General features: G+C 40.6%; 11 protein-coding genes. 4 read left to right on the plus strand and 7 right to left on the minus strand.

Translation table 11 applies throughout. The features are described 5' to 3' along the window. Positions 1 to 5: 5 nt before the first annotated feature. From IFO69_RS16410 to recQ, 4 genes are read right to left on the minus strand one after another with little or no spacing between them, the layout of a single operon-like run. Positions 6 to 467 carry a gliding motility lipoprotein GldH gene (locus IFO69_RS16410; RefSeq protein WP_225444174.1) on the minus strand — a complete coding sequence of 154 codons (462 nt, stop codon included), beginning with the start codon at positions 465 to 467 and terminating at the stop codon, positions 6 to 8. Positions 468 to 474: 7 nt separating this feature from the next. Then, positions 475 to 1,920 carry a PSP1 domain-containing protein gene (gene ricT, locus IFO69_RS16415; RefSeq protein ID WP_192011209.1) on the minus strand — a complete coding sequence of 482 codons (1,446 nt, stop codon included), beginning with the start codon at positions 1,918 to 1,920 and terminating at the stop codon, positions 475 to 477. A 57-nt stretch (positions 1,921 to 1,977) separates the two neighbouring features. Beyond that, positions 1,978 to 3,270, minus strand: a complete 1,293-nt coding sequence (gene purD / locus IFO69_RS16420) for a phosphoribosylamine--glycine ligase (protein ID WP_192011210.1) — start codon at positions 3,268 to 3,270, stop codon at positions 1,978 to 1,980. A 17-nt stretch (positions 3,271 to 3,287) separates the two neighbouring features. Beyond that, a complete protein-coding gene (gene recQ, locus IFO69_RS16425) occupies positions 3,288 to 5,465 on the minus strand; it encodes a DNA helicase RecQ (RefSeq protein WP_192011211.1) in 2,178 nt (725 codons plus the stop codon). A 100-nt stretch (positions 5,466 to 5,565) separates the two neighbouring features. On the opposite strand from recQ, the gene IFO69_RS16430 reads away from it, so the two are divergent. Both IFO69_RS16430 and IFO69_RS16435 read left to right on the plus strand, forming a co-directional pair. After that, complete coding sequence (locus IFO69_RS16430) at positions 5,566 to 6,534, plus strand: KpsF/GutQ family sugar-phosphate isomerase (protein ID WP_192011212.1); 969 nt, start codon at positions 5,566 to 5,568, stop codon at positions 6,532 to 6,534. Positions 6,535 to 6,542: 8 nt separating this feature from the next. Further along, positions 6,543 to 7,619 (plus strand): mannose-1-phosphate guanylyltransferase, encoded by a 1,077-nt coding sequence (locus IFO69_RS16435; RefSeq protein WP_192011213.1) that lies wholly within the window; start codon positions 6,543 to 6,545, stop codon positions 7,617 to 7,619. A gap of 14 nt (positions 7,620 to 7,633) precedes the next feature. Here IFO69_RS16435 and IFO69_RS16440 read toward each other — a convergent pair whose 3' ends face one another. The 3 genes from IFO69_RS16440 to IFO69_RS16450 form a co-directional block, all read right to left on the minus strand. After that, on the minus strand, positions 7,634 to 8,125 hold the full coding sequence (locus IFO69_RS16440) for an OsmC family protein (protein WP_192011214.1): 492 nt from the start codon (positions 8,123 to 8,125) through the stop codon (positions 7,634 to 7,636). A 115-nt stretch (positions 8,126 to 8,240) separates the two neighbouring features. Continuing rightward, entirely contained in the window at positions 8,241 to 9,317 is a 1,077-nt protein-coding gene (locus IFO69_RS16445) for an Ldh family oxidoreductase (protein ID WP_192011215.1), read from the minus strand. A 52-nt stretch (positions 9,318 to 9,369) separates the two neighbouring features. Continuing rightward, complete coding sequence (locus IFO69_RS16450) at positions 9,370 to 10,335, minus strand: Ppx/GppA phosphatase family protein (protein WP_192011216.1); 966 nt, start codon at positions 10,333 to 10,335, stop codon at positions 9,370 to 9,372. Between the two features lie 200 nt (positions 10,336 to 10,535). On the opposite strand from IFO69_RS16450, the gene IFO69_RS16455 reads away from it, so the two are divergent. Beyond that, the gene (locus IFO69_RS16455) at positions 10,536 to 12,119 is read left to right on the plus strand and encodes an acyl-CoA carboxylase subunit beta (RefSeq protein ID WP_192011217.1); all 1,584 of its coding nucleotides are present in this window, start codon (positions 10,536 to 10,538) and stop codon (positions 12,117 to 12,119) included. Positions 12,120 to 12,216: 97 nt separating this feature from the next. Next, positions 12,217 to 13,284: a M42 family metallopeptidase gene (locus IFO69_RS16460; protein WP_192011218.1), complete on the plus strand. Its 1,068-nt coding sequence runs from the start codon at positions 12,217 to 12,219 to the stop codon at positions 13,282 to 13,284. Positions 13,285 to 13,354 lie beyond the last annotated feature (70 nt).

A 13,354-nucleotide genomic window follows, 5' to 3' on the forward strand; every position in this document is an offset into this window, starting at 1 on the left:
GATCATCACTCCTTCTCTAATTTGATTCCTACAGATTCAATTCCCTTTAGCTCATTGCTTCTCATATATTGGATGAGCTGAACCTTGATTTTGCTATTGGTACTTAGGTTTTTAAGGGGAAGAGTGTCTATTTGGGTGAATGCATTACCAAACCCCTCACCAAGTGGTTTTCCTGTCTTTGGATCAAAGAGATTTAAATTTAAAAGCTCATTGTCCAAGGTGTTGTTAAGGCTATCTTTTAAAATGTACCTCACATAAAGGTTTTGATAATCATAACTGTCATTGTATTTTACCCTGAAGGTTGATAGTACTTTTCGTTCTTTATGACTATCTACTTCAAAGGTAACCGTGTCAGTTACTGCCCATGACATTTTCTGCATTCCTTGATACTCCTCGTAAACCCGAGAATTGTTACAAGCGGAAAATGATGTAAGAATTAATGCTAAAGTTACTAATCGACTTAACATCGGTTGACTAATCATTGTTGTTGTTGCCTTGATTTCCGCGGTTGTTTTTCCTTCTTGGATTATTATTTCTTCTTTTGTTACTCTTAGGTCGTTGATTGGATGCTTGAGGAGTATTTGGCTCTTTGCTAGGAGTACTTTTGGGTTCTCTAGCAGGTTTGTTTTGAGGAGAAGCATTGGCCGGTTTAGGGCTTCCTTCACCTCGTTTTCTGTTTGAGGGCTTTCTCCTTTGATTCTTAGACCTAGAAGGCGTGTTACCTTGGCGCTCACCTTGGTTTTCTTGTGGAGCGTTTGGTTGATTAGCCTTTGGCTGTTGTTGCTGGCCAGCAGATTGATTAGGAGCTTTGGCTTTAGGCTTCCGTTTTTTCCGTTTTTTGTTTTTGCTCTGGAATTTTTTGTCGAGCATCTCCAAATCCATATTGGATTTGTTTTTGTCATCCTCAACATCCATCATGTCATTTAACTCCAAACTAAAAGGCTTTTTGCCCTCTTCGTTCATTTCAATGATTTCTTTGACCCTATCACAATCTATCGAATACCAATTATTTTCATTGTTGTAGCTGAACCACATCAACTTTCTGAAAATATCGGTTTTCTGGAGTTTTGCCTGCCCTGCTTCAGTCAGCAATGGTTTTTCTATGTTTGGGATATCCTCCAAAGCAGACATGTAAGTGTCCAATTCATAGTTAAGGCAGCATTTTAACCTTCCACATTGGCCTGAAAGCTTGGTGGGGTTTAGAGATAAATTCTGATATCTTGCCGCTGATGTGCTGACACTTTTGAAGTCATGAATCCAAGTGGAGCAACAAAGCTCGCGCCCGCATACACCAATACCTCCCAGTCTTCCTGCTTCCTGGCGAAGACTGATTTGTCTCATCTCCACACGGATTTTAAACTCTGAGGCAAGAATTTTGATCAGTTCCCTGAAATCCACACGATCATCTGCTGAATAGTAAAAAGTGGCTTTGGAACTATCTGCCTGGTATTCGACATCAGACAACTTCATCTCCAATTTCACTTCATCAATAATCTGCTTGGTCCTGTATAAAGTTGGGATTTCACGATTTTTGGATTCTTCCCATTTTTCTAAGTCTTTCTGATTGGCAAGTCTGTAAATCTTAAGGATATTGTCATCATTCTTGATTTTCCTTTTCTGCATTTGCAGCCTCACCAATTCACCTTGTAAGGAAACATATCCGATATGGTGGCCATTTGGGACGTCTACGACCACAGGGTCACCGGTGGTCAGTTTTAGGTGATTTACATTTCGGAAGTAATCCTTTCTGCCTCCTTTAAACTTTACCTCTACTATATCAAAGGTGTCCACTGACGGAATGCCCATATGGGACAGCCAGTCAAAGGAATTCATTTTATTACAATCGCTCGTACCACAAGTGCCATTGTTTTGACACCCTCCACTTCCTGAAGTGGTCGAGCAGCTACTACATCCTGCCATAACTCTATCTATTATTTAGGGAATCCACAGGGGATTCCTCGTGAATAAATTATGGTATCATTTACCATAATTTAGGATGTCTTGCCCGATATCTTTTCGGTAATAGACATCTTTCCAGGTAATTTCATTTACTCTGGTATACGCGTTTGATAACGCTTCTTCAACACTTCCTCCTTTACCGGTCACTCCTAGGACCCTTCCTCCATTGGTTACTACTTTACCTTGTTCGTTTTGAGTGGTGCCAGCATGGAAGGTGATGCTGCTGCCATTGGAATCTCCCAGGCCACTGATCACATCGCCTTTTGGATAAGCACCGGGGTAACCTCCAGCTACCATTACTACAGTAGTGGCGGTGAATGTTTCTAGTTCAAGGGAATAATCGGCAAGTTTACCAGAGCCGATAGCATAAAGAAGGTCCACAAAATCACTCTTGATTCGTGGGAGTACAGCCTGGGTCTCAGGGTCACCCATACGGACATTGTACTCGATTACATAAGGCTCCCCATTGGTGTTCATTAGTCCTATGAAGATAAAGCCCTTGTAATCAATCTTTTCCTTTTCAAGTCCTTCAATGGTCGGTTTCACGACTTTTTCTTCTACCTTTTGCATAAAAGATGCGTCTGCAAAAGGGACAGGGCTTACAGCTCCCATGCCTCCCGTATTTAATCCGGTGTCCTTTTCTCCAATACGCTTGTAATCTTTAGCTTCTGGAAGGATTTTATAGCTTTTCCCATCGGTTGCTACAAACACAGATAGTTCAATTCCAGTAAGGAACTCTTCAATGACTACCTTATCCGAAGCAGCTCCAAACTTGCTTTCTAGCAACATTTCTTTGAAAGAGTTTTCAGCATCCTCTAAACTCTCACAGATCAAAACGCCCTTTCCAGCCGCAAGCCCATCCGCTTTTAAAACGATCGGTAATTTCTGGGATTTGATAAACTGGAGACCTTCTTCGATGGATTCTTTAGTGAAGGTTTCTGAAGCGGCGGTAGGAACATTGTTACGCTGCATGAATTGTTTGGAAAAATCCTTACTCCCTTCCAAAGTAGCGCCTAGTTGCTTTGGTCCTACTACTGGTAGGTTTTTGGTTTCTTCCTGGTCTGCAAAATAGTCTGCTACACCTTTGACTAAAGGTTCTTCAGGGCCTACCACAACCATGTCGATAGCATTGTCTAGCACAAAGGATTTAAGTGCTGGGAAATCTGTAATTCCAAGGGATACATTCGTAGCTATTGATGCTGTGCCAGCATTGCCAGGGGCTACGAAAAGTTGATTGCATTTTGGGCTATTGGCAATTTTATAAGCAAAGGCATGCTCTCTACCTCCACTACCTAATAATAATATATTCATGAATTTAAATCTAATTTTTAATTGGCATGGTCTGAAATGAACTTGATCCTGTAGACTCGGATTTCTTCTTCACCAAAATCTTCATCTTCAAGTTCGCTTAGTGCCTCTCTGATGTTGTCTGTCTCAGCTGACATGAAATAGTCGTGAAGGGTGTCTTCCCTGTCCTCATCCATGATATTTTGGATATAGTAATTGATGTTCAATTTGGTCCCACTATAGATGATTTGCTCTATTTCTTGAAGCAGCTCCGTCATGCTAATGTTCAGGTTGGAGGCGATTTCGTCTAAATCGACTTTCCTGTCCACTTGTTGGATGATGGAGATTTTAACTTTGGAGCGAGTGCCTGCTGTTTTAACCACAACATCCGAAGCAGTAATAATGTCGTTTTCCTCAACGTAACTCTCTATTAGTTTCAGAAACGGAGCTCCAAATTTAGCGACTTTTCCCATACCAACCCCATTAATTTGGGCAAGTTCTTCCTTTGTGGTAGGGTATACAGTCGCCATTTCTTCCAAAGAAGGGTCTTGGAAGATCACATAAGGAGGTAGTCCTTTGGATTTAGCTACTTTTTTTCTTTCTGTTTTGAGCAGTTCAAAAAGCTTTTCATCATAAGCTTTGTTGGAATTGCTGATTTCTTCGGCTTCATCGTTTTCGATCATCTCTTCAAAATCATGATCTTTGCTTAGCATAACTTCATGAGGAGAATTCAAAAACTCCTCACTGAGGGGAGAGAGCTTGATGACACCGTAGTTTTCGATGTCTTTCTCCAGAAAGCCAAGAATCATGGCTTGCCTGATGACAGATTTCCAATGCCTTTCATCAAAGTCTTGGCCTTCACCAAAAACTTTGAGGCTGTCGTGATTGTAGCTTTCCATGTATTCGTTTTGCTCACCACGGATGACATTGACAACATGTTCGAGACTGAATCTTTGATTGGTCTCTTTTACAGCCTCTATGGCTATTTGAATATCTTTTTGTCCGTCAAAGGACTCTTTTTTCTTTTTACAATTGTCACAGAAACCACAGTCTTCATTGAGACTTTCTCCAAAATAGTGGAGCAAGACCCTTCTTCTACATACTGAACTTTCTGCATAGGCTGCCATTTCCTGTAAAAGGACTTTGGCATTTTCCCTTTCGTTGACAGGCTTGTCCTTATTAAACTTTTCAAGCTTGATGATGTCATCATACTTGTAGAACATCAAGCAATGTCCTTCCAATCCATCCCTTCCTGCTCTTCCAGTTTCTTGGTAATATCCTTCCAGTGATTTAGGGACGTCATAGTGAATGACATAGCGAACGTCGGGCTTGTCTATGCCCATTCCAAACGCAATCGTAGCCACAACTACATCCACTTCTTCATTCAAGAAGTCGTCTTGGTTTTTGATTCTTGTTGCTGATTCAAGTCCTGCATGGTAAGGCGCTGCATTGATCCCGTTTACCTTAAGCAGTTCAGCTATTTCTTCCACTTTTTTACGGCTCAAACAATAGATGATTCCGGATTTCCCCTTATGGGACTTTACATACTTGATCAGTTGCTTTTTGGTGTCATTTTTTACTTTTGGCCGAACCTCATAATATAGGTTGGTCCGGTTAAAGGAAGATTTAAACAAATCCGCCTCTTCCATGTTCAGGTTACGCTGAATGTCTTGTTGGACCTTTGGCGTGGCGGTAGCGGTAAGCGCAATGATTGGAAGATTATCTCCTATCTGACCAATGATGGACTTGATCTTTCTATATTCTGGTCTGAAATCATGGCCCCATTCTGAAATACAGTGGGCCTCATCTATAGCTACAAAGCAGAGCTTGGCTGATTTTAGAAATTCAATGTTTTCTTCTTTAGTGAGGGATTCAGGAGCTACATACAGTAACTGGGTGGCTCCGGAAAGGACTTCTTTTTTTACCCTGTTTGACTCTGACTTGCTCAAAGTAGAGTTTAGGAAGTGGGCATTGATGCCGAATGCGTTTAACTGATCTACCTGGTTTTTCATCAAGGCGATCAACGGAGAAATAACAATAGCTGTCCCTTCACTGGTGACGGCCGGGAGTTGATAACATAGTGATTTTCCTGCGCCGGTGGGCATGATGACAAAGGTGTTATTGCCATGCAGAATATTATCAACTATAGCTTCCTGGTTACCTCTGAATTGATTGAAGCCAAAAATCTTCTTGAGGTTTTCTTTAACTTTTATATCCACTCCATTCTGTCTTTTTAATGATGTGCCGAATGCTTTTCATTAAATAATTAAAGTAAATAATTTTACCTTTGTACAAATTTAATAATAACCCTCGGTAAAATTGAATATAATAAAAAATATTAAAAACAGCGCCATAAAAGTTCTTCAGACAGAAGCAGAAGCGGTACAGAATTTAGCCAATAATATTGATGGAGATTTTGAGTCTTGTGTAACTGGAATCCTGAATTCAAACGGACGTGTGGTGATTACCGGGGTAGGGAAAAGTGCCATCGTTGCCACAAAAATTGTAGCCACCCTAAACTCTACTGGTACGCCAGCATTATTTATGCACGCAGCGGATGCTATTCATGGAGATTTGGGTATGATTCAAAAAGAAGATTTTGTAATTTGTATTTCGAAGAGTGGTAATACGCCAGAAATAAAAGTTTTAGTACCCATGCTGAAAAGGATGGGGTCCAAACTTGTGGCATTGGTGAGCAATACGGATAGTTATCTTGCTGACCATGCTGATTTTGTTTTGAATGCAACGATTAAAGCTGAAGCTTGTCCGTTAAATTTAGCCCCCACAACCAGTACCACGGCCCATATGGCCATGGGTGACGCATTGGCTGTTTGTCTTCTGGAAGCTAGAGGATTTAGTAGTGATGATTTTGCCAAGTACCATCCTGGAGGATCGCTGGGCAAGCAATTGTATCTTACTGTAGACGATTTGGTGGTAAAAGAATCTGTACCGATGGTGAAAGAAACGGCAGATTTAAAGGAAGTTATTTTAGAAATTAGTGGTAAAAGACTTGGGGCTACGGCAGTTTTAAATGAAGCACAAAACTTGGTTGGGATTGTTACTGATGGGGATTTGAGGAGAATGCTGGAAAAAGGGGGGGATCTTGGCCAAGTGAAAGCAAAAGATATTATGACGAAAAATCCAAAAACCATTGAACATAAAGAATATGCCATCAGGGCTTTGAACAAGATGAAGGAGCATAATATTACTCAGCTTGTTGTCATGAAAAAGGAAAGCCTTTTAGGCTTTATTCATATTCATGATTTAATGAAGGAGGGGATTGTTTAAAAATAATTATGCAAAATAAACCATATATTGTAGTACTTGCCGGAGGAATTGGTTCTAAATTTTGGCCATATAGTAGAAACAATTACCCCAAACAATTTTTGGATATTTTAGGCACAGGCAGGACTTTGCTACAAATGACTTTTGACCGTTTTGTGAAGTTTTCGGATCCTAAACTTTTTTTGGTGGTTACCAATAAAATGTATGTAGATATCGTAAAGGAACAGTTGCCGGAAATTTCTGATGAGCAAATTTTGGGAGAACCTTTAAGAAGAAATACGGCCAACTGTATTGCCTATGCCAGCTATAAAATAAAGAAAAAAGACCCTAATGCTAGGGTAATTGTAACCCCTTCCGATCATTTGGTAATTAATGAATTGCCATTTCAGCAAAAGATCAAGCAAGGACTTAAGGAGGCTGAAAAAGCCCATCATTTAATTACCATTGGCATCAAACCCAATAGACCAGAGACCGGTTATGGTTATATCCAATACATCGAGAAGCCTAAGTTAGGTTTGGTCAAAAAGGTAAAGACTTTTACAGAAAAGCCTACGAAAAAGCTGGCCAAAACTTTTTTGGAGAGTGGTGATTTTGTTTGGAACAGTGGGATGTTCATTTGGAAAAATGAATCGATTATTAGGGCTTTTGAAAAGTATTTGCCTGAGATGGCTGAAGTGTTTGAAGAGGGAATGGAATTTTATGATTCTCCAGATGAAGCCGGATTTATTAAGCGCGCTTATTCTCTTGTGAAGAATGTCTCCATTGATTTGGGCATTATGGAAAAGTCGGATGAAGTTTATTTGTTGCTCGGTGATTTTGGTTGGTCAGACCTGGGCTCTTGGTTGAGTATTCACCAGCTCAAGGAAAGAGATAAGAATAATAATGTTGTTGATGCCAATGCGGTGTTGTATGACACCACAAACAGCTATATCAAAGTGTCCCCTCAAAAGCTTGTGGTTGTCCATGGTTTGGATAATTATTTGATCAATGAATCTGAGAATGTGATCTTGATCTGTAAGCTTGATGCTGAAAATAAGTTCAAGGAGTTTGTTGCAGATGCAAAGAACAAAGGTGAAGATTATATTTAGAAAGACCTTTCCAGTTATTTGTCTAAAGAATGTTTCTGGGCTATTCTCACCACAGGTTTATGCCGAATGGGGAAATTGCAGCTATTGGCAATGAAACAATGTTTGTGGGCCTCTTCATGCAGTGACATGGCCTTGGGTTTCATGCTTTCATTTTCAACTGTTACCACTGGATATAGGACTACTTCATTGAATTGTCCTGATCCGTTTTTATTCTCCTGCATAATTCCCTCGGAATGGTCTTCATAAGTTGTCACACTTACACCTGCTTCGGCACATAAGTGTAGATACCAGAGCATGTGACAAGAGGCAATACTGGCCAGAAAAAGCTCCTCAGGATTGTATTTGCTTTTATCTCCTCTAAAATGTGGGTCAGAGCTTCCCAAGAGGTGAGGCTTGCCTTCTACCGTGATTTCAAAGTTTCTTTGGTAGGCCAAATAGCCCCGAGTGCCCATGCCTGTATTGCCGGTCCACTCCAAAACGGTCTGGTAATGATGGAATTTTGACATGTGGATAAGTTATGAAAAATCAATTGAATTTTCCAAAACAAACGCTTTACAAAAAGAAAAAATCGCTTCCCTGATATCACAGAGAAGCGATGAGTAAAGGTTAATTTTTAATTGTTTAAAACTTAAAAGGCACGTCGAATTTTTCTCCAAGTGTTCTAAGATCGTCTTCTACAGGTTTCAGAAGAGGGATGCCTTTTTTCATTCTTTCTTGCTCCAGTTCTCTTTCAGGGTCTCCCGGGATCAATACCTTTTCGTTTCCAGGAGTTGTTTTGGCCGATCGGAATCTTTTGATCCAGTTGTCCATATGGTCTTTAAATTCATCAGCGGGTCTGAAAGCATCTACACGCATGGCACCGAAGAAATGGCCAATGCCGTCTCCAACTGGGTTGGGGTCTGGCTGGAGGAATGCAACAAATGGCGGAACCCAAGGGCCATAATTGGCTCCTGAAAGCACAGCTGAGAAGATGTCGACTATGGATCCCAAAGCATAGCCTTTATGAGAACCGTGTTCCCTATCACCGCCTAGAGGTAATAAGGCTCCTCCTTCTTTTACACCATAAGGGTTGGTGGTTGGATGACCTTCACTGTCTTGTATCCAGCCGGACGGGGCCTGCTCATCTTTTCTTTGTAGTATTTCCAGTTTTCCATTGGCTGCTGTAGTAGTAGCCATGTCTGCAACAAATGCTGGTTCTTTATTGGCAGGAATAGCAACAGCAATTGGATTGGTGCCTAAAAGGCGCTCTTTGCTGAATGTAGGGCTTACCAAAGGGCTTGCGTTGGTCATGGAAAGACCTATCATGTCGTTTTTTAAGGCTTGCATGGCATGATGTCCTGCAATGCCGTAATGGTTGGAGTTTTTTACGGATACCCAGCCTGTACCCGCATTTTTAGCCTTTTCAATGGCGATTTGCATGGCGATTGGTGCTACCACCAGTCCTAACCCTGCATCACCATCAACTACTGCTGTACTGGGTGTTTCATGAACTACGCGTACATTTGGAGTGGCATTGATTCGGCCGGCTTCCCATAACCTGACATACCCAGAGAGCCTTGCGACTCCATGTGAGTCGACACCTCTCAAATCCGCTGACAATAAGACTTCGGTAGCAGTTTGGGCATCCTTTTCTGGACATCCGATTTTAAGGAAAATATTCTTCGTGAACGAGAATAATCCTTCAAAGTTAAAATTCATGGCGCAAAATATATTTTGACTTATCCGGTGATAAGTTGATATTGATTAGAAATCATGATTTTTCTATGCCTTCGCAAGGAATGATAGGCTGTTTTGAGATTATTTTTGCAATAACTCCTTCCTTTAACGCATAATTGGAGCAAACAAGTTCTGATGCATCTACAAATTGAAGGATAAATTCAATTAGACAGGAAGCTACCACAATCATGTCCACTCTCATGGGGATCATTCCGGGTATTTTTAGCCTTTGATCCTTATTAAGCGTGACCAGCTTTTGGGCAAGCAATTCAAACTCTGTGCGGGGAAGGTGGAAGACTTTTTGGGTTTTGGTTTTGGTCCGATGGGCAGAGGCGTAGTACATATCGGTAAGCGTGTCAAAAGTACCGGAGGCACCTACCAACCTTTTCGGTTTATAAACTTCTAAAGCAGTAATAAGGGGCTGGAGTCTTTCTTCTAAATAAGTCTTAAGTTTGGTTACTTCTTCCGTATGGATGGGGTCATGGTAATGGAACAAGTCCAGCATCCTTTGGCCTCCAATTTCAAAACTTTGTTTCCAAAGCGCTTCTTGTTCATTGCCAATGATAAATTCAACAGATCCACCTCCAATGTCCATCATCAGGCTATTTTCATCTCCAAGTGATCCACTAAAGCGAATGCCTTCATAGATGAGCTGGGCTTCTTGCTCTCCATCGATGACATTTACTTTAATGTCAAATTTTTCCTTTATTTCCTGAACCAAGGCTGGACCATTGGTAGCACTTCTAACGGCACTTGTAGCGAAAGCATATACTTTTTGGATTTCCTCTCCATTGATCAAATTCCTGAAATGGCCGATGGTATGCATGGCTCTTTTTTGGGCATCAGGGTGAATGGCATTTTTGCTGATACCTTGCTGCCCAATTTTTACAGGGATTTTTTCCTTATAGATGGTTTGGAAACCTTCTGAAGTTAATTCAACCAATAACAAGTGAAATGTATTGGTGCCCATGTCGATAATGGCTACTTTCTCATGTGTCATTAAGCCCTTATTTTTAGTTGTGCGAATATATAAAGTTTATTTAAAAAAGCTCTATGTTAATAATGAGATATATACGAGGGAATTGATAAACTCGATGTAGAAAGGGTCGGTGGTATGAATGTGCCAGAAAGCATCGGAAAATTTCTTACCTTAAAGGGTATTGAAAAATATTTTGTAACAATTTTTACTGCGATAAATCCATGAAAAGTTCAACAAAAGGTGTGTATACATTACCGGGAAATAAAGAGAAACTGGCGTTATTGGAAAAAAAGAATCAAGAAGCTTTGTTGGGGGGAGGGAAGGACAGAATAGCTGCTCAGCACAAAAAAGGTAAGCTAACTGCAAGAGAGCGGATTCATTTATTGTTGGATGAAGGATCTTTTCAGGAAATAGACAAGTTCGTGATGCACCGTTGTAAGGATTTTGGCTTGGATAAGGAATACTATCTGGGCGATGGAGTGATAACAGGTTATGGGGAGATTCATGGCCGGTTGGCCTATGTGTTTTCACAAGACTTTACTGTTTTTGGAGGGTCTCTTTCTGAGACCCACGCTGAAAAAATTTGCAAAATCATGGATATGGCCATGAAGAATGGCGCCCCTATTATAGGGTTGAATGATTCCGGTGGGGCCAGGATTCAAGAAGGTGTAAACTCCCTTGGTGGGTATGCCGATATTTTTTATCGAAACACCTTAGCTTCAGGAGTAATACCCCAAATTTCAGCAGTAATGGGACCATGTGCTGGAGGAGCTGTTTATTCTCCCGCCATAACGGATTTTATACTAATGGTGGAAGAAACATCTTATATGTTTGTAACTGGTCCAAATGTTGTGAAGACGGTTACCCAGGAGAATGTAACTGCAGAAGAGTTAGGAGGAGCAAGTGCCCATAGCGTGAAAAGTGGCGTGACCCACTTTTCATGTACGAATGAAGTGGATTGTATCAAACATATTAAAAGTATTCTAAGTTATATCCCTCAAAATTGTGAAGATGATGCGCCCATTTATCCTTATGATTTGAAAGAAGATGAGTCAAGAAAAATATTGGATAGTGTAATTCCTGAAAACCCTAATCACCCTTATGATATGAGAGAGGTTGTCCATGGTATTGTAGATGAAGATTCGTTTTTAGAAGTACACAAGAATTTTGCAGATAATATGGTGGTGGGCTTTGCGAGAATTGCTGGACGTAGTGTAGGAGTGGTCGGTAATCAGCCACAGTCTTTAGCTGGAGTTTTGGATAATGACGCTTCTGTCAAAGCAGCACGTTTTGTTCGGTTTTGTGATTGTTTCAATGTGCCGCTTTTGGTGTTGGTCGATGTCCCTGGTTTCTTGCCGGGTACAGATCAGGAGTGGAATGGTATTATTACCAATGGAGCCAAGTTGCTCTATGCTTTTTCAGAAGCAACCGTTCCACGAATTACTGTAATTACGCGTAAGGCCTACGGAGGAGCTTATGATGTGATGAATTCCAAGCATATTGGCGCTGACCTCAATTTTGCCTGGCCAACAGCAGAAATTGCGGTGATGGGTGCGAAAGGAGCTTCAGAAATTATTTTTAGAAAGGAGATTGCCAAATCTGATCAACCAGATGAAAAACTGCAGGAGAAAATTGATCAATACACCAAGAAATTTGCTAATCCGTATAAGGCAGCACACAGAGGATATATTGATGAAGTAATTATTCCATCGACCACTAGGCAGAAATTGATCAGTGGATTTAAGATGCTTCAGAACAAAGTGGATGTTCTTCCCAAAAAGAAACATGGCAATATTCCACTATAAATTTTCCTTTGTATTAACTTGAATCAATTTCAGAGAAATAACGAATCAGTCAAATAAGTTTAAATAATAGAGTAAATACCAAACGTATTTTATCAATATGCAGCAAGAAGAACAGTTTCTATTCAAGTACCTTAACAACGCCTCTCCAACTGGCTTTGAAGCTTCAGGGCAGAAGATTTGGTTGGATTATGTAAAACCTTACGTCGATCAGTATTTTACAGACAGTTATGGAACAGCTGTTGGTGTGATCAATCCTGAAGCTCCTTTTAAAGTGGTTATTGAGGCTCATGCTGACGAAATCAGTTGGTTTGTGAATTATATAACACCAGAAGGATATATCTATGTGAGAAGAAATGGAGGTTCTGATCATATGATCGCACCATCCATGCGGGTCAATATCCATACAGATGAAAAAATCATTCCAGGGGTTTTTGGCTGGCCAGCCATTCATGTGAGAAAAGGGGAAAAAGAAAGTAAGCCATCCTTGGAAAACATTTTCATAGACGTAGGAGCTCGCACAAAAGAGGAAGTGGAGGAAATGGGAATCCATGTGGGATGTGTGGTGACTTTTAAGGATGAGTTAATGGATCTCAACGGAAAATTTTACGCTGGAAGAGCTTTGGACAATCGCATTGGTGGGTATATGATAGCCCAAGTCGCCAAGAAACTTCATGATTCAGGTAAAAAGCTTCCCTTTGGCCTATATATCGTCAATGCCGTCCAAGAGGAAATAGGGCTTAGAGGAGCAGAAATGATTGCTGCTAAAATAAAGCCCAATGTAGCGATCATCACGGATGTTTGCCATGATACTACGGCTCCCATGTACAATAAGATCACTAGTGGTGAACAGGTAGCGGGCGATGGTCCTGTACTTACTTACGGGGCTTCTGTTCACAAAAAGCTATTGGATTTGATCATTGGAGTGGCCAAGAAGAGAACAATCTCTTTTCAAAGAGCTGCTGCTTCTAGGAGTACAGGAACAGATACGGATGCCTTTGCCTATTCCAATGAAGGGGTTCCTTCAGCATTGATTTCCTTACCTTTAAAGTACATGCATACCACAGTTGAGACAGCCAGTAAAAAGGATATTCAAAGTGTTATTGACCTTATTACTGCATTTTTGGAAGAATTGGACCCAGATTATAATTTCAAATATTTTGACTAATAATCTTAAAAGTTGGATAGTTATGAAAGTCGGGAGAATCCCGACTTTTTTTGTTTATGGAGGTTGAGAA

Source organism: Echinicola arenosa (genome assembly GCF_014841125.1).
Taxonomy (GTDB): Bacteria; Bacteroidota; Bacteroidia; order Cytophagales; family Cyclobacteriaceae; genus Echinicola; species Echinicola arenosa.

Excerpts from the sequence above, each read along its gene's own strand:
- IFO69_RS16410 (WP_225444174.1), bottom strand. The coding sequence starts at position 467 with ATGTTAAGTCGATTAGTAACTTTAGCATTAATTCTTACATCATTTTCC.
- ricT (WP_192011209.1), bottom strand. The coding sequence starts at position 1,920 with ATGGCAGGATGTAGTAGCTGCTCGACCACTTCAGGAAGTGGAGGGTGT.
- purD (WP_192011210.1), bottom strand. The coding sequence starts at position 3,270 with ATGAATATATTATTATTAGGTAGTGGAGGTAGAGAGCATGCCTTTGCT.
- IFO69_RS16435 (WP_192011213.1), top strand. The coding sequence starts at position 6,543 with ATGCAAAATAAACCATATATTGTAGTACTTGCCGGAGGAATTGGTTCT.
- IFO69_RS16440 (WP_192011214.1), bottom strand. The coding sequence starts at position 8,125 with ATGTCAAAATTCCATCATTACCAGACCGTTTTGGAGTGGACCGGCAAT.
- IFO69_RS16445 (WP_192011215.1), bottom strand. The coding sequence starts at position 9,317 with ATGAATTTTAACTTTGAAGGATTATTCTCGTTCACGAAGAATATTTTC.
- IFO69_RS16450 (WP_192011216.1), bottom strand. The coding sequence starts at position 10,335 with ATGACACATGAGAAAGTAGCCATTATCGACATGGGCACCAATACATTT.
- IFO69_RS16455 (WP_192011217.1), top strand. The coding sequence starts at position 10,536 with ATGAAAAGTTCAACAAAAGGTGTGTATACATTACCGGGAAATAAAGAG.
- IFO69_RS16460 (WP_192011218.1), top strand. The coding sequence starts at position 12,217 with ATGCAGCAAGAAGAACAGTTTCTATTCAAGTACCTTAACAACGCCTCT.